We start from the raw sequence: 16,560 nt of genomic DNA, 5'->3' as shown, positions 1-16,560 counted from the left end.
AGAGGCACACTGTATTGCGCTATGTCAGACGGTGCCAGTCATCGGGCATGCCACTTTCAATCCGGGACTGGCATCGAGCGTTCTGTTGGCTGGTCCGGACTGACTTGTTCGCCCTTTATCCAGCGGCGACTGAAGGCAACCAGCAGGAACCCGATGGGGAACATGATCACGCCGTAAATGGCTGAGGGAATCGACATGTCGCCGGATTGCAGCAGGGTGAGGGTTACCATCAAGCCCAGGGTTCCGTTCTTGATACCGAGCTCGGTGGCAATGGCGACCCCTTCCCGTTTGCCGAGGCCTGTCAGTTTCGCGCTCAAAAGCCCGAGTCCGATACCTAACAGGTTCAGCATGATGGTAGCCGGGCCGGCCTGGATCATCAGGTCAAGGAAGCGGTCGCGGAGTCCATACACGATACCGATGACCAGTGCCGCCAGCACCAGTCCACCGAAAATACTCACTATGCCTTCCGCGCGTGCCGCCAGGGATGGGCGAAAGGCTTTGATCAGCATGCCGATGGCGACGGGTAGCAGTACGATTACTGAAAGCATCAATACCGTCTTTACGAACGGCAATTCAATCGCCTGCTGGGTGCCGTAATACAGTCCCAGGGCATAATTGGCAAACACCGGCAGCGTCATGATGGTGATCAGGCTGGCAGAAATCGTCAGCACGATGGAGAGCGCCACATTGCCGCGCGCCAGCAGGGTGAACAGGTTGGATGTGGTGCCACCCGGGCAGGCTGCGATGACCACAAGACCCACGGCCATGGCCGGTGGCAACTGCAGCGTCCAGGCCAGGGCAAAGGCCGCCGCGGGCATCAGTAGTATCTGGGTGACGGTGCCGAGGATCAGGGCAGCGGGCTTTACAGTGACTTGGTGAAAGTCCCTTGCGGTCAGCGTCATGCCAATACCGATCATGATGATGAACAGCGAGATCGGCAGGCCGATAGAGATCAGGGGGCTGGATTCCATGGGGAGCTCCGGGAGTTATTATTTGTTCTTCTTGTATATAGCCCACAAAGCGTGGGCGCATCGCTTCACGCATTCTAGGAAACGCCCACGGCGCGAGAATGTCAACGGATTTACGTTTGATTGAACGGCACGCCGAGGGGCCGAGGGAGATGACGCCGTACGTCATCTCCCTGTGTCAAACCGGCATCAATGCAGGTTCAGGCTGTAGCGCACCATGGTGTAGTCGCGGGGGTCGGATTTGCAGTTGAATCCCAGTTCTCTCGCTACATGGTCAATCGCGGAGTTGCTGGCGGATTCAATGGAGTAGATCTCATCCAGGCCATCCACTTTGGCGGCGTCCACCAGTTCCTGCAGCAGATATTTATCCAGTTCCGTATTCTGCCAGTCATCGGCTACCACGATTGCGCATTCGCAGGTGCGACCGTCAGGGTCGCAGGCGAAGTTCGCAACCCCCACGGCGTGCGGGGTTTCGTCCCCGGATTCGGTCAGCGCGATAAAGGCCTCGTGGTTCGCATCATTGTCGGTCAGTATCCTGATCAATTGGCGACTGACCTGCCCGATACCACCGAGAAAGCGCATGCGACTGGTGTCGGCAGAGAGATGCTCGATCAGCTCTTTTTCCAGGTCACCATCGGACGGACTTACCGGCCGGATGAGAACCTGGCGACCATCCCTGAGAGTGTAGTGATTTTCTTCCCACGGCGATGTGGATGCAGATGTGGACTCGTAACGCCCGCGCATCGTCGTACCAGTCATACTGTTACCCTCCCCGTTTTCACGTAAAGCAGTCACGTTGGTTAAACCCTGAGAGCTGCGTATTCCGCAGTCTGCCTGCAACACTATGGTGAGACGACGGCGCACCCAAGGTTCCACGGCAATTTGGGACCGCGCGTTGGCAAAAGGTGCAGGCGGTGCATGACTGAAGTTAAAACTGGGCAGTCTGCTGCACTGTGGTATAGTGCCGCGGCTGGCGCGAGCGCCAGTTGCGTCATCTGTAGGCTGGAATGTTTTCCGGCTCATTTCTGGAACACTGTACTCAACAGTGTGTCTGAATCCTTTCTACTGAATGCCGCACCCGGCCGAATTGGAATTTTCGGCCACAGCCTTTGGCGGCAACCTGAGCTCACCCGTGGAACATCGGAGTTTTTCGCTTCTGTTTCGTGAGTTATCCGAATTTTTTCCGGCTGCACACGCTGATTCGGCGTCCGGCACCGGTCATCTGTAAGAAGAAACGTTATGTTGTTTGAAGATCTCGGCCTCGTGCCGGAAATTGCCCGCGCCGTTGCGGAGCAGGGCTATACCCAACCGACCCCGATCCAGGCGCAGGCCATCCCCGTGGTGATGCGCGGGGGTGATGTAATGGCCGCGGCCCAGACGGGCACCGGCAAGACTGCGGGCTTTACCCTGCCTCTGCTGCACCGTCTGTGCACCGGGGAGCGCGCGCGCAACAACCAGGTGCGTGCGCTGGTGCTCACGCCCACGCGCGAGCTGGCGGCGCAGGTGTTCGACAATGTGCAGAGCTATTCCAAATACCTGCCGCTACGTCACACCTGTGTGTTCGGCGGCGTGAAGATCAATCCACAAATGATGCGTCTGCGCGGTGGTGCGGATATTCTGGTGGCGACCCCGGGGCGCCTGCTCGACCTGTACAACCAGCGTGCGATCCGGTTCGACCGCCTGGAGGCGCTGGTACTGGATGAAGCTGACCGCATGCTGGACATGGGCTTTATCCACGACATCAAGAAAGTCCTGAAGCTGCTGCCGGAACAGCGCCAGAACCTGCTGTTCTCCGCGACTTTTTCCCCGGAGATCCGCACCCTGGCCAAGGGGCTGGTGAAGGACCCGGTAGAAATCGATGTGAGCCCGCGCAACAGCACCACCAAAACCGTGCAGCAGAAACTGCACCCGGTGGACAAAGCGCGCAAGACCGCGCTGCTCAGCCACCTGATCCGCGAGAACAACTGGCATCAGGCGCTGGTGTTCAGCCGTACCAAGCACGGTGCCAACCGCTTAGCACAGCAGCTGGAAAAAGACCGCATCACCGCCGCGGCCATTCACGGCAACAAGAGCCAGAATGCGCGTACCAAGGCACTGGCGGATTTCAAAAGCGGCAAGGTACAGATTCTGGTGGCGACGGATATCGCCGCCCGCGGTATCGACATCGACCAGCTGCCGCAGGTGGTGAACTTCGACCTGCCGAATGTGCCGGAAGATTACGTGCACCGCATCGGCCGCACCGGCCGCGCCGGCGCCAGTGGCCAGGCGGTATCGCTGGTGTCCGCGGACGAGTTCAAGCAGCTGCGGGATATCGAGCGCCTGATCCAGAAGCCGATCGAGCGCGAGGAAATCGAGGGCTTTGAGCCGGATCACCAGCTGCCCGAATCCAACGGCAAGGTCGGGAAAGGCAATCAGGTGCGCCGCGGTGGCAACTCGCGTCCGCAGTCCTCTGGTAACGGAAACGCCTCCGGTAACGGCCGTCCGTCCGGCAACCGCACGGGCAATCGCTCCGGCGGTCGCAATGGCAATGGTGGCGGCGAGGCGCGTGCCGGTGACAGCCGCGGTGGAAGTCGTCGTGGTGGAAACGGCTCCGGTAGCAATGGCGGCGGACAAAACCGCAGTCGCAACAGCGATGGCCAGGGCGAGAACCGCTCGCAACAGAACCGTCGACGTCGTCCACAGCGCCGTCCGGAAACGGCGTAAATCACCAGAAACAAAAAAGGCGATCATTGATCGCCTTTTTTGTTTCTGTCAGTTTTTCGTCACTGCTTTTCCTGGCTGGCAAAGTAATCCAGGGTCAGCTGCGTGATGGCTTTGGTTCCCACTTTCAGGGCGTCTTCCTGTACATAAAAACGCGGTGAGTGGTTGCTAGCCGCTGTGGCCGGATCGGTGCCTTGCGGGGTGACACCGAGGAAATAATAGAAACCGGGAATTTCATTGGCGAAGAAGGAAAAGTCCTCGGCGCCGGTGATTTTCGGGATCACCATGACTTTGTCTTTTCCCGCCGCTGCCTGCAGTGCGGGAATGGCGGCTTCGGTCAGTTTGGGATCATTGGCGGTTACCGGGTAGCCCTCGAGGATTTCCACTTCCGCGGTGGCGCCGCTGCTTGCGGCGATGTTTTCCGCCGTCACTTTCAAGCGTTTGAAAATTTCCTGGCGGTTGTCCATGTCGAAATTGCGGATGGTGCCGTTCAGGAACACGCTGTCGGGGATGATGTTGTTGCGTACACCGCCATCGATCTTGCCGAAGGAAACCACCGCAGGTTCCTTGGTAATGTCGATCTGGCGGCTGACGATGTTCTGGGTACCCATGACGATCTGCGCCGCGGCGGTGATCGGATCAACGCCGCCCCAGGGGCGTGAGCCGTGGGTCTGGCGGCCCTTCACGTTGATACGGAATTCATCGGAACTCGCCATCAGCGGGCCGGAGCGGTAGCCGATCACGCCCATGGGCAGGCTCGAAGTCACGTGCTGGCCAAATGCCACGGCTGGCTTATATTTCTTGAACAACCCCTCTTTCAGCATCAGCTCCGCGCCGCCCTCCTCGCCGTCCGGTGCGCCTTCTTCGGCGGGCTGGAAGATAAACAGGACATTGCCGGCGAGCTCATCGCGCATACCCGCCAGCACCTGCGCTGCACCCATCAGCATGGCCACGTGGGTGTCGTGGCCGCAGGCGTGCATCACGCCGACGGTCTCGCCGTTGTATTCGGTTTTGGCCTTGGAGGCGAAGGGAATATCCACCTGCTCGGTCACCGGCAGTGCATCCATGTCTGCGCGCAGCGCTACGGTCGGGCCGGGTTTGCCGCCCTTCAGAAAGCCGATTACGCCGGTGTGGGCGATGCCGGTATCCACCTCCATACCGAGAGACTTTAGGTGCGCGGCGACGTATTTGGCGGTTTCAAATTCGCGATTGCCCAGCTCCGGGTTCTGGTGCAGGTGGCGGCGCCATTGGATGACATTTTTTTCGGTCTGTGCCAGCTGCTTGTCCACATCGGCAGCCTGAGCCGCGGGTATGGCGGCGAATGCAGGGGCGAGGGATATGGCGAGTGTGAGGAGTGCCTTTTGGATCGGATTATTATTCACAAGGATTTCCTGTGTTGCAGTGCATGGCCAGCAGTGAGGTAACCATGCACTGCTGCAAGAATCAATCCTTGTGAGTGCTCGCGGCTTTCACGCGCGCGACAAAGTCGGCAACGCCCTGTTCACTGCGCTCGACTTTGCGGATGGTACCGTCGTCGTCAAAGTGCAGATATTCCGCGGCAGAATGGCGTTGGCGCTTATGGCAGCTGGACGGGTCGGATTCCAGCCAGCGGTGGTAGAACAGAATCCACTGGCCTTTGTATTCGACGATGGAGTGGTGATTATTGGCATTGTGCTCCTCGTCCATAAATATCCCTTTGTATGCCCAGGGGCCTTTTGGCGAGTCGGACATGTAGTAGGCGAGGGAGCGGTTGTTCTCCGGCATGGTGAAGTAATACTTGCCACCGCGTTTGAATATCCACGGACCTTCCATTTTCGGCTCGTAGCCGCCCATATCCATTTTCTGGAAGTCGCCTTTGATGCTGCGCATGTCCTCGGCCATCTCGACGACGTAATAATCGAAGTTGGTGCCATGGAAATACAGGTAGGCCTTGCCATCGTCGTCTACAAGCATGGACGGATCGTTGGCGTAGGGGGTGCGCCACAGGGGACCGTCGATAACGTCTTTGAACGGGCCGGTGGGGGTGTCACTTTCGGCGATGCCGATGCCCATCCATTTGGTGCTTTTCTCCGGATTCACTCGGTCTTTGTGGCCGGTGCCAGCGGGGAAGACGAGGTAGTACTTGCCGTTTTTATACGCCGCGTCCGGCGCCCAGGCGTAGTTGTCGGCCCAGCTGAGATCATCCACCGACAGTACGGCACCGTGGTCTTTCCAGTTCACCAGGTCTTCGGAGGAGAACACGTGCCAGTTCTTCATCCAGAAGTCTTCCTGACACTCTTCGTCGTGTGAGGTGTAGAGATACATCTTGCCGTCCTGCCACACGTGGCCGGAGGGATCTGCAGTTTTGATGTCACTGCCGAAATCTAGTGGGTTCTGAGCTTGGCTGGCGCTGGAACCTAGAAGAAGTGCCAGTAGGGCTAGTTTGTTTATTTTCATGGGTGCTCCGTCATCGCTGTCAGGTAACTGTCAGGCCATTTATTTTTTTGGTCTGGCCGGATTGTACTTTGGCGGAGCTTGAAATGTAACTTTGTGGCTTGAGGTTTGGAGGTGGTTCTAAGCTGGTGAGGTGGCGGCAGAGATCCGGGGATGGGTTTTCAAAACCGGCATGAATACGTCCCTGTAGCCTGCGTCGGAAACGTCCTGTTTCCGACGCTTTTGAAAACCCATCCCCGGATCTCTGCCTTCGATTTGGAGCAAATTACTTCGTTAGCAATGAGGGGTAAGAGGCAAGGAATAGGGGGTGATAAAAAACTGCGGTACCAAAAGCTAACGAAGCGCAGTTCTCTGAATTGAAGGGAAAGTGCTGGGTAACCCTTTTTGAAAGCGTCGGAAACAGGGATGTTTCCGACGCAGCCTACAGGGATGTATTTATGGCGGTTTCAAAAAGGAGTACCCAGTGATTTCCCGCCACCGGACCAGCTTAGCCGGTTCGCGCAACGAGAAAGCGCAGGGCCAAATTACATCGAGAAGTAAGTGGCCGCCCCAGGCCCAACCGGAAGCCCAGCCACAAACACCCACAAGAAGAACAGTGCCGTCCAGCCAACAAAGAAAAACAGAGAATAAGGGATCATCGTTGCAATCAGCGTCCCCATCCCAAGGTCTTTCTTGTAGCGCGTGGCAAAGGAAACGATCAGGCCAAAGTAACTCATCATCGGCGTAATGATATTCGTCACCGAATCCCCGATCCGGTAGGCCGCCTGAATCACCTCCGGGGCGTAGCCGACCAGCATCAGCATTGGCACAAAGATCGGTGCGGTCACCGCCCACTGCGCAGATGCGCTGCCGAGACTCAGGTTCACCACGCCGCACATCAGGATAAAAAAGAAGAACAGCAACGGACCGGTGAGGCCGATGCTCTGCAACGCCTCCGCCCCCAGTACCGCAAAAATGGTGCCGAGATTCGTCATCTTGAAAAACGCCACGAACTGCGCCGCGAAGAACACCAGTACGATGTACATACCCATGGTGCTCATACTTTTCGACATCGCGTTGATGACATCGCGATCGTTGTTCATGGTGCCCACCACCTTGCCATAGACAAAGCCAGGAATGGCAAAGAACACCACGATCAGTGCCACGATGCCTTTCAGAAACGGCGAGCCTGCCACTTCGCCGGTGGCCTGATTGCGCAGCACTCCCCACTCGGGAACGATGGTGAGTGCCAGCAAACCGCACACCCCAAGCACCGCCAGGCCGGCAAATTTCAGGCCGCGTTTCTCGGTGTCGGTGAGGTCAGTCATTTTGTCCTGGGAAAGGTCGACCGCAGCTTCGCTTTTGTCGTACTTGCCCAGTTTGGGCTCCACGATGGCGAGGGTTACCCAGCTGCCAATGGCGGTAATAAGGAAGGTGCTGGCAATCATGAAGAACCAGTTCACCTCGGGGCCGACAACATAGTCAGGGTCGATCATGTGCGCGGCGGATTCTGTGATGCCGGACAGCAGCGGGTCCACCGTACCGAGGAACAGGTTGGCGCTGTAGCCACCGGAAACACCGGCAAAAGCGGCGGCGAGACCGGCCAGCGGGTGGCGACCGAGGGAGTGGAAGATCATCGCCGCCATGGGGATCAGTACCACATAGCCGAGCTCGGAGGCGGTGTTGGAGATGATGCCGGCAAACACCACGATCACGGTAACCGTGCGCTTGGAGGCCTGCAGTACCATGCCGCGTACTGCGGCGGACAGCAGCCCGGAGTGCTCGGCAATGCCTACACCCAACAGTGCCACCAGTACCGTACCGAGCGGCGCAAAACCGGTGAAGTTGGTGACGAGGGATGTGACGATGGTGCGCAGTCCCTCGCCGGAGAGCAGGTTCACCACATGGATCACGCCGTCGACGGAGCGCCCGGCGGCGCCGAGTGGACGCGGGTCGATGACGGAGAGACCGAAGAATGAGGCGATGCCACTCAGGATCACTACACCCAGAGCGAACATGGCAAACAGGGTGATCGGGTGGGGAAGCAGGTTGCCGAGCCACTCGACAGTGTCGAGGAAGCGGGTAAAGGCGGTTTTCTTACCGGAGCCGGCGGGCTGGATATCACCGGGGGAAGCGGATGTTGTCATTATTTCTCCTGTGCGTCGCCCGCAGGCCAAAAAATAGTCAATTGGCGCGCCATCATACACAAAAAATGGCAGTGATGCCTTTGGCTGGCGGAGAACCGCTGTTTATTCTTGGAATTCGTGAATTTTCAGCAACGATCGATTCAATTGTTAGATTTGGAATGAGCTGGACGCCAGTCCCTTGGCGGTGAAAGCGTCGTGGAGTGCGCAATATGTGATCTGGTGATGTCAGCAGTTGGAAGCCTGCCGCGGAGCGGCGGGCGTCGCGATATGACAGAGGAGCGCGGGCGCGGTGCGCCCGCGAGAATTCCTCAGAACTTGTAGCCGAGACCGACGGAATATACCCAGGGGTCTACGTCCACATCGGTGGAGATGCGGGTGTTGTAACCCTGGTCATTGCGGAAATAGATTTTGGCATCGGTGTCGATGTCCAGGTACCAGACGGCGGCGTTGAACAGCCAATTGCTGTCGCGCCCGAACATGATGTCGATACCCAGCTCGCCGGCAAGGCCCCAGGAGTCGTCCAGCTTCAGATCCGCGTTGCTGACCGCCCCGAGCACATCTTCGAAGTATTCCTGGGCGACGTTACTGATGTCTTCGTCCATAAATGTGGTGAAGTTGACACCGAAACCCACATACGGCTGTACCCAGGATTCCTTGCATACCGGGAACCACTGGATGGTCAGTGTCGGTGGCAGGTGCTCCAGGCTGCCGAGGTCCACCTTGCCGAGTCTCCCCCCCGGGTTGAGGGGATCGGGCAGGCCGGCCACTTCCAGGTCGTGCTCAAAGGGCAGTGCTGCCAGCAGGCCGAGGCCGAAGTGGTCGGCGAATAGCCAGGTGGCGGTGAAGGTGGCGCTGTCCCCGTTATCTACATACACGCGGGTGTCCGGCAGCTGGCCCACCCCGTCAATATCCAGCCAGTCAGAGTCGTCATCGGGGTCCACATAGCCCCAACCGATACGCAGGACGAAGTCACCCTGCTCGTAATCCGCCAGGCACTGGCCGGCGCCGAAGCTGGCGATCAGCGCGGCGGCGATCACGCGGATAGCTTTCTTGGCAGCTTTCATAGGTTCGCTCCTTGAACTTGTGGCCGGTATGGCGCAACACTTTGATTCTAGTCGGGACCACGAATACGCAATATTTTTGCGTTTTCTCCCGCGTCAGTCCGGGCGGGTTGAGGCCTGACGGCGCCGGCGCAATAATGTGATCACAAATGCATGCGTTGTTCCTCTTTCAATGGTGTCCGCGATCTGGGTGAAAAGATGAAAATTGGTGTTCTCAAGACCGACGATGTACGCCCCCAACTGGTGGGGGAGTTTGGCGAATATCCCGAGATGTTCGCCGCGCTGTTGCAGCGGGAGGAGCCGTCGCTCCAGTTTGTAACCTATGAGGTACAGCACGGTCAGTACCCGGCGGATATCGACGAGGTGGATGCCTATCTGATTACCGGCAGCAAGACCGGGGTGTATGACGACAAGCCCTGGATCGCGCCACTGATGGAGTTTGTGCGGGAGCTGCACCGGCGGGAGAAACCGACGCTGGGCATCTGTTTTGGCCATCAGTTGATCGCACATGCACTGGGTGGTGAAGCGCGCAAGTCGGAGAAAGGCTGGGGTATCGGAGTGCACAGTTATGAAGTGCAGGAGACCCCGGTGTGGATGGTGGAGCCACAGGAGCAGTTCAATCTGTTGGTGAGTCATCAGGACCAGGTCACTGCGCTGCCGCCGGGAACGAAGGTGATTGCGTCCAGCGATTTCTGCCCCTATGCAATGTTGCAGGTGGGGGAGCATATGCTCACCATGCAGGCGCACCCGGAATTCACCAAACCCTATTCTCACAGCTTGATGGAGCTGCGTCGGGAGGCGTTTGGTGAGGAGATACTGGAGAAGGGCAAGGATTCCCTGCAGAACGATATCCATGCAAGTGCGGTGGCGCGCTGGATGCTGGCGTTCTTGAAGAGCGCTTCGTAACCGGCTCGATTCTTTCAGAGCCTGGCAGGCTGTATTTCAACCGCCCGCTAGGTGAATACCTGCAGGTATTCACGGTTTCCGTAGTAGTGGAACTCCTCCAGGGCACTGTAGGCGAGCTTGGTGACATGGTCGTCATCACTGTCCAGTGCCCGGTCCCTGATGTCTGCCTGTCGTTGCGGAATGTCTTTGATCTCTTCTTGTTCAACGGGCCTGATGATTTTTGGGCCGGTGCTTAGATACGCGATGACGAGACCCCGCCAGAAGTAGCGCAGGGCTGCTTCCCTGTCATCACAGTAGGGCAATATCAAACGCAGCCCGTGACAGCCCGTTACACCGTGGAGCAGAGTGAAATCCTTTGTTCCGAGATAGGCTTTGATTGCGACCGCGGCAATATCTTCAAGGCCGAGTAATTGTGGCTGTATCGGGGTGTTCATCCAGCCCGGCTGACCGGTGACCGCTTGCATGTGGTCGGCGATATTGCCAGGTGCCACAGCGATATCGGGATACTGCTGCGCCAGGCGCGGCAGAATATTGGCTGCCGCGATGGGCGCTCGCTGATCACTGCTTTTCAGCTCGTGATAGTCGAGATTCCAGTAGCTCAACCCCATGGCGATTTCTTCAAGGTGTCGTGCGTCGACGCCGTAGGCGGTGCGGATCAGACCGTGGAAAGCGGAGGTGGCGATGGACGGCAGCAGTGAGGGCAGTTCCTGCTGCAGGCATCTGGCGATGCCGTGCTGCTTTAGTTGCTGTTCGTAATAATGCAATACGCTGGGGAAACGGTCGTCCCGGTTTCGGTGGCTGGCGGGATTTTCGATGTCATCCACGGGGCTGCCGGGGCGGGGGTGGAGGTGTGGGGTGCTGCGGTCGAAGGCGTACTTGAGTTGCGCGGGGCTTGCACCCAGCCTGTCCAGGGCGATCAGGACCATGGGCAGATGGTTGGCCAGGCGGTCGCCGTAATGCACATGGTAACGGCTTCCAGCCTCCAGCAGCTGTGTGCAGTCGCGGGTGATGCTCATGGTATGGCCCCCGGCCGTTGATCGTCAGTCCTCAGCAGGCTTCCACTCGGTCGTTCAAGTTTATGCTCAGAGAATTCTCTTCCCCAAGCCGCGCGGCAGTAGCCGCTGTCGGTGCCAGGTTCATCCCGAAATAGATCTGCCCGTCCTCCCGGCGGCGGTAGCTGGCCAGCGTGCGCAACGGCTCCCTTTGCGCGCGCCCGGTAAACGGATGCAGGCCGGGAATGGCGCAGCGGGCGCAGGGGTGGGTGCAATCGAATACCAGCGGGCCGTCATGGGTGTGGACGGTGAGGGTTTTCCAGCCGTCTTCGGCGAATGGTTCGCAGCCGCTTACCACCAGATTGGGGCGAAAGCGCAGCATGGAAACGGGTTCCGGCAGGCGGCTGTTGAGGTCATCGAGGGACGCCTGGCTGACCAGTAACAGTGGCGCGGCATCGGCGAAACTTACCTGGCGGTCAGCGCGGGGGGCTTCAAGGGGGCGGTGAAATTCGCTGCCCATCGACACAAGGCGCACCGGGGTCTGCAACTGTTCACTCAACCACAGCGCGACATCGTTGCCGGCGTCCCGAGCGGTTACGTCATCGCTCCATACGCGCACGGTTTTCCGCTCCGCGTCGTCGCCCGGCGAGCGGATTTCGACGTGTTCACCCTCGGCGTTTTCCAGGCGCAGGCCGTCTCTGGTGGCGGTAGCCTTGAGTTGCGCCATGCCGCGCAGGCGGCGCTGCGTGACGAACTGATTATCGGCGTCCACCAGCATCCAGCGGCGGTCATTGACTGCGCCGAACGCGTCCAATGGCAGGGACTTGCACTTGTGCCCCTGGAGGGATTTGACCGGGAAGTGATAAAGCGCGGAAATTTCCACGGCGGGCTCCTGTATACAGATGCGAACTCGCGCTAAGGGCCAATATGGCAGGCGGCAGCCCGATGGAAGCCAACATACACCCTTGATATGACACTGGCTGGAAATCGTATCAGGGTTCTACCGGTTTGCCGAACGCCGGAAATTTCCTCCGTTTCCCGAACCGGAGCCCGCGGATGCCGGCAATCGTGAGCTGACGCTGCTGGGGTATACCCCAGCCAATGCGCTCCCCAAGGGCGGGAAATTGTGGCAACCTCTGTTGAATGGTGGCGTATCCCTCCGGGCGCTGCGGGCAATAGGCGATCACGGTATTTCACACGCCGCTCTATCAGGCTATCGGGAAAATCTAGTAATGCAATCTGAACCGACGATGCCCGAAGGCATGCTCACTTCACCACTTTGTGCCGGCGGCAACAAGGATCCGCTGCAGCGTGTCACGCTGGTGAACCGTCGCGGCACGCGGGTGACATTGTGTGATCTGGGGGCCGCGCTGTATTCCATTCACACCAACGACCGGCACGGTCGCAGCGACAATATTTTGCTTACCTATGCCGATGCATCGCATTGGCTGGAAAATCACTGGTATCTGGGGGTGACAGCGGGGCGAGTGGCCAACCGGATCGGTGGAGCGTGTTTCAAACTGAATGGCGATATCTACCCATTGCCCGCCAACGATGGGGCAAATCACCTGCACGGCGGCCCTCATGGTTTGCACAGCAAACGCTGGTTGATAGTGCACGGTGAGTCCTGCTCACACTTTCAGGCGGTGACATTTCACTGTGTGAGTGAGAATGGCGAAAGCGGTTATCCAGGCCGGCTTGAAGTGACCTTGAGGTACTGCCTGGATGATGACGACGCGCTCTCGCTGGAATACCGGGCGGTGAGCAGTGCGGACACACCAGTGAGTTTGACCAACCACGCCTACTGGAATCTCGCGGGGCGGAACAACGTTCTGGAACATGAGCTGGAGATTTATGCGGAACAGTTGCTACAACTGGATGAGGCATTGATACCCACTGGGGATCTGTTGCCGGTGGCGGGTACGCCAGTGGATTTCCGCAAGCGCAAAAAAATTGGCAGAGACATTGGCTTGTGGCCCGGCGGGTACGACAACTACTGGGTCGTGGATGAAAGCGCAAAAAAGAGCTTAAAGCCCATCGCGTTATTGAGCGAGCCCGTCTCCGGGCGCTGTGTGAAAGTAATTTCCAGCGAAGCCGGAGTGCAGTTCTACAGCGGAAATTTTCTGGACGGTAGCCGCAATCAGGAACGCGGCCTCCCCATGAATCAACATGGGGGACTGTGCCTCGAAACCCACGGTTTCCCGGATGCGCCCAACCATCATCATTTTCCCTCCGTCATACTAAAAAAAGGCGAAGAGTACAGGCAGACGACCATCTACCAGTTTTCTGCGAAATGAACGGTGTAACCCCTGCTTGATAAGGGGCAATGTGAACATCGAAGCGAGGCGATAATAATGAGGCTCATATGCTGGAAGTGCAGCGCATAGATGCTATTGAAGTGCGTAATACCCTGGGTGAAGGTGTGCTGTGGAACCACAGAGAGCAGAGCGTCTGGTGGACCGATATTCATGAGTGCAAGCTCTATCGCCTCACCTGGCCTGAGCGGGTGCTCGAAGTATTCGATACCCCGGAGCGGCTGTGTGCGTTTGCCTTTACCGATCGTGAACACTGTATCGCTGCGGCTTTTGAAACCGGATTCGCCCTGTTTGACTACCGCCGCGGCGAGATTCTGTGGCGAAAGACCCTGTTGGAACGGGGCTGCGGAGTTCGTTTCAACGATGGAAAGGTCGATCGCCAGGGGCGCTTCTGGGCCGGTACCATGGTGGAGGACGACCGACAGGAAGCGTCGGGGGCTCTCTACTGCCTGGAAGCCAACGGCGTTGTCAGTGAGCACCTGACGGGAGTACACATCTCCAACGGCTGCTGCTGGGACGTCAATTCCAGCCACTTTTACTTTGCCGACTCCCCACATCGCAGTATCTACCGCTACAAATTTGACGCCCGGCGCGGGGATCTTGGCCGACGGGAGATTTTCGCCCGCACTATGCTCGGGGTCTATCCGGATGGTGCGACGGTGGACTCGGAGGGCTACCTGTGGTCGGCACAATGGCGTGGAGCCCGCATCCAGCGCTACAGCCCCGATGGCAAGCTCGCCGGCGCGATACCAGTGCCCGTCAGCCAGCCTACCTGCGTGACTTTCGGCGGCCCGAACATGGATCTGTTGTTTGTTACCAGTGCCAGAGAATCCCTGAATGAGTGGACCCTGGATCGCGAATGGCAAGCGGGTAATCTTTTTGTATTTCAGACACCGTTTCGGGGCGCGATGGGGTTCCGCTTCGGCACCGCTCAGTTACTGGAAGAAATGGTTGGGCGGTAGAGCATGTACAAGAAACTCAAGCGGGCAAAAAAGATGGTACAACTGATCGGGCTGGAAGATGAAACCCATCATCTCGCTCGCAGTGAAACCCGCTTGCAGACGGTGGAAGCCGTAGTGGATTTTGTCGACAAGTATCTGCAGCCAGCGATGAATTAGGCGCGGTTTGATGACAAGCCTGGCCGGCGCGGCTGTGTGATAATATCGCCGTCGAGTAGAGAAAACCCTGGTTAAGAACTGCAGGAAAGGCAGGAAGGTGCGGTAATGCGGATTGCTTACTGGATTTGGGGGCTGTTACTGCTGTGTCTGACTTCCATCGCTCAGTCGGGACCATTTCCCATCAGTGCGGGACAGCAGCCATCCGCGTTGACGGATAACCTGCTCTTGTTGCGAGATGCCGAACAGAAGCTCGACTTCGACGATATTCTCTCCGCCGAGTATCAGCGACAACTACAGCCTCTCCACGGGCGCTCTGCCAACTTCGGATTTACCAATGCCGCATACTGGGTCGCGGTTACCTTGCATAATCCTCTTCCTGTGCCGAGGGATCTTATCTTGCGGCAGGATTACCCGCTGATTGATCGGCTGGATTTCTGGTTTCAAGACTCGTCGGATCAGTGGCAGCAGGTCGCCACCGGCTATCGCCGCCTGTTTTCAAGTCGAGTACTGAACCTAAGAGATTTTGTCTTTCCGGTAACGCTGCCGGCCAACAGTCACCGCACCTTCTATTTCCGCTTTGCGACGGAAGGGGCGCTCAATATCGGGCTCTCCGTCAGCGAACCAACCGCGTTTCTGTCACAGCTGGGGCTGGAGCAACTGCTGCTGGGGATATACTACGGCGGGTTTCTGGTACTGGTGATGTACAACCTCTTCCTGTTCATTGCCGTACGGGATAGAGCCTATGTCTATTACATGGGATATGCCGTCAGTTACGGTCTCTATTTCGGTGTGCATAACGGCATATCATTCCAGTACCTGTGGCCCGGGAATCCTTGGTTGGCGAATCAGAGCCTGGTGATTCTGCTGGGAATGACCCTGGTGTTCGGCATCCAGTTTACCCGGACCTTTTGTAACAGCCGCATGCTGGCGCCACGTACCGATCGGGTTTCCCGAGGTCTGCTGTATGCCATTGTACCGTTGACCGCCATTTCTCCATTTGTCAGCTATGGCCCCATGATTCTGAGTCTGGCATTGCTGACGATGGTGGTGGCGGTGCTGCTGCTGGTGGTGGGTGTGATCAGTCTGCTGAGGGGATCTCTATCCGCGCGCTATTTTCTGGTGGGGTGGGCCACGCTGCTTATTTGCGTGATCCTGTATATGCTGAAAACCTTCGGTCTGGTGCCCCACAATGCGCTGACCCACAACGCCTTCCAGTTCGGTGCTCTACTGGAGATGGTATTGCTGTCACTGGCACTGGGTGCGCGGGTCAACGAAATACAAAAGCGGGGGTACATCGATCAGCTTACCGGCCTGTACAACCGCGGCTACTTTGATCAGCAGCTGCCGCGGGAGCTGGGAAATTCGACTCTTACCGGTACACCGCTGGCGTTGTTGGTACTGGATCTCGATCACTTCAAATCCATCAATGATGAATACGGTCACGCTCGTGGCGACGAAGCCCTGAAAGCCATTGGGCACCTGATCCAGCGACTGGTTCGAAAGCCCGTGGTGGCCTGTCGCTACGGTGGCGAGGAGTTTGCACTGCTGTTGCCGCGCACTACCAGCCAGGCTGCGAAGGTGGTGGCCGAGCGGTTGGTACGGGAAGTGGCGCAGATGGACTTTGGTAGCATGAGGCTGACCATCAGTGTGGGCGTAGCAAGTACGGAAGGTGCCGCTGCAGTGTCGGCCTCTGAGTTCTTTGAACTGGCAGACCGGGCGCTCTATAAAGCAAAGCGGGATGGGCGCAACCGTGTTGTCGCGGTGGATGCCGAAATATTGGAAAATAGTGAAGCACTTCCCCGCGGAAATCTCTGATACTCATTTGTCCGGCACATTGCTGCTACCTATGAGGTCGATATGAAAAATTTATTATTTTGTCCATATAAATAAATCCTGTTAATAAGGACGATAACAACGTCTAATTTCAAGGTGATTGTGTGA

15 protein-coding genes are annotated in these 16,560 nt (G+C 57.8%); 7 read left to right on the top strand and 8 right to left on the bottom strand.

Annotated elements, in window-relative coordinates; genetic code table 11:
• Window positions 1-56 precede the first annotated feature (56 nt).
• Together C3938_RS05195 and C3938_RS05190 are read right to left on the bottom strand one after the other, a co-directional pair.
• Entirely contained in the window at window positions 57-971 is a 915-nt protein-coding gene (locus C3938_RS05195) for a bile acid:sodium symporter family protein (RefSeq protein ID WP_105102140.1), read from the bottom strand.
• Window positions 972-1,157: 186 nt separating this feature from the next.
• Window positions 1,158-1,727, bottom strand: a complete 570-nt coding sequence (locus C3938_RS05190; protein WP_158681579.1) for a GNAT family N-acetyltransferase — start codon at window positions 1,725-1,727, stop codon at window positions 1,158-1,160.
• Between the two features lie 480 nt (window positions 1,728-2,207).
• Here C3938_RS05190 and C3938_RS05185 point away from each other — a divergent pair, with 480 nt between their 5' ends.
• On the top strand, window positions 2,208-3,671 hold the full coding sequence (locus C3938_RS05185; RefSeq protein ID WP_105102138.1) for a DEAD/DEAH box helicase: 1,464 nt from the start codon (window positions 2,208-2,210) through the stop codon (window positions 3,669-3,671).
• Window positions 3,672-3,730: 59 nt separating this feature from the next.
• On the opposite strand, the gene C3938_RS05180 is transcribed toward C3938_RS05185, so the two are convergent.
• From C3938_RS05180 to C3938_RS05170, 3 genes are all read right to left on the bottom strand, one after another.
• Entirely contained in the window at window positions 3,731-5,050 is a 1,320-nt protein-coding gene (locus C3938_RS05180; protein WP_233998656.1) for an amidohydrolase, read from the bottom strand.
• Between the two features lie 61 nt (window positions 5,051-5,111).
• Window positions 5,112-6,104 carry a family 43 glycosylhydrolase gene (locus C3938_RS05175; RefSeq protein ID WP_105102137.1) on the bottom strand — a complete coding sequence of 331 codons (993 nt, stop codon included), beginning with the start codon at window positions 6,102-6,104 and terminating at the stop codon, window positions 5,112-5,114.
• Window positions 6,105-6,625: 521 nt separating this feature from the next.
• Window positions 6,626-8,227, bottom strand: coding sequence for an AbgT family transporter (locus C3938_RS05170; RefSeq protein WP_105102136.1), 1,602 nt, complete (start codon window positions 8,225-8,227; stop codon window positions 6,626-6,628).
• On the opposite strand from C3938_RS05170, the gene C3938_RS17795 reads away from it, so the two are divergent.
• Window positions 8,218-8,415: a hypothetical protein gene (locus C3938_RS17795; protein ID WP_158681578.1), complete on the top strand. Its 198-nt coding sequence runs from the start codon at window positions 8,218-8,220 to the stop codon at window positions 8,413-8,415. The two genes, C3938_RS05170 and C3938_RS17795, sit on opposite strands and share 10 nt — an antisense overlap.
• A 120-nt stretch (window positions 8,416-8,535) precedes the next feature.
• On the opposite strand, the gene C3938_RS05165 is transcribed toward C3938_RS17795, so the two are convergent.
• A complete protein-coding gene (locus tag C3938_RS05165; protein ID WP_105102135.1) occupies window positions 8,536-9,291 on the bottom strand; it encodes an OmpW/AlkL family protein in 756 nt (251 codons plus the stop codon).
• 195 nt (window positions 9,292-9,486) lie between these two features.
• Here C3938_RS05165 and C3938_RS05160 point away from each other — a divergent pair, with 195 nt between their 5' ends.
• A complete protein-coding gene (locus C3938_RS05160; protein WP_105103229.1) occupies window positions 9,487-10,194 on the top strand; it encodes a glutamine amidotransferase-related protein in 708 nt (235 codons plus the stop codon).
• Between the two features lie 47 nt (window positions 10,195-10,241).
• On the opposite strand, the gene C3938_RS05155 is transcribed toward C3938_RS05160, so the two are convergent.
• Both C3938_RS05155 and C3938_RS05150 read right to left on the bottom strand, forming a co-directional pair.
• The gene (locus tag C3938_RS05155) at window positions 10,242-11,210 is read right to left on the bottom strand and encodes a questin oxidase family protein (RefSeq protein ID WP_105102134.1); all 969 of its coding nucleotides are present in this window, start codon (window positions 11,208-11,210) and stop codon (window positions 10,242-10,244) included.
• A gap of 31 nt (window positions 11,211-11,241) precedes the next feature.
• Window positions 11,242-12,069 carry an MOSC domain-containing protein gene (locus tag C3938_RS05150; protein WP_105102133.1) on the bottom strand — a complete coding sequence of 276 codons (828 nt, stop codon included), beginning with the start codon at window positions 12,067-12,069 and terminating at the stop codon, window positions 11,242-11,244.
• 349 nt (window positions 12,070-12,418) lie between these two features.
• Between C3938_RS05150 and C3938_RS05145 the strand changes: the two genes are divergently transcribed.
• From C3938_RS05145 to C3938_RS05135, 4 genes are all read left to right on the top strand, one after another.
• Window positions 12,419-13,483 (top strand): aldose epimerase family protein, encoded by a 1,065-nt coding sequence (locus tag C3938_RS05145; protein WP_105102132.1) that lies wholly within the window; start codon window positions 12,419-12,421, stop codon window positions 13,481-13,483.
• Window positions 13,484-13,551: 68 nt separating this feature from the next.
• Window positions 13,552-14,463 carry an SMP-30/gluconolactonase/LRE family protein gene (locus C3938_RS05140; RefSeq protein WP_105102131.1) on the top strand — a complete coding sequence of 304 codons (912 nt, stop codon included), beginning with the start codon at window positions 13,552-13,554 and terminating at the stop codon, window positions 14,461-14,463.
• Between the two features lie 3 nt (window positions 14,464-14,466).
• A complete protein-coding gene (locus tag C3938_RS17790; RefSeq protein WP_158681577.1) occupies window positions 14,467-14,619 on the top strand; it encodes a hypothetical protein in 153 nt (50 codons plus the stop codon).
• A 105-nt stretch (window positions 14,620-14,724) separates the two neighbouring features.
• On the top strand, window positions 14,725-16,434 hold the full coding sequence (locus tag C3938_RS05135; protein WP_105102130.1) for a diguanylate cyclase: 1,710 nt from the start codon (window positions 14,725-14,727) through the stop codon (window positions 16,432-16,434).
• Window positions 16,435-16,560 lie beyond the last annotated feature (126 nt).

This window comes from Microbulbifer pacificus, assembly GCF_002959965.1.
Taxonomy (GTDB): Bacteria; Pseudomonadota; Gammaproteobacteria; order Pseudomonadales; family Cellvibrionaceae; genus Microbulbifer; species Microbulbifer pacificus_A.
Note: the sequence above shows the minus strand (reverse complement) of the source record. Positions and strands in the feature narration are given on the sequence as shown.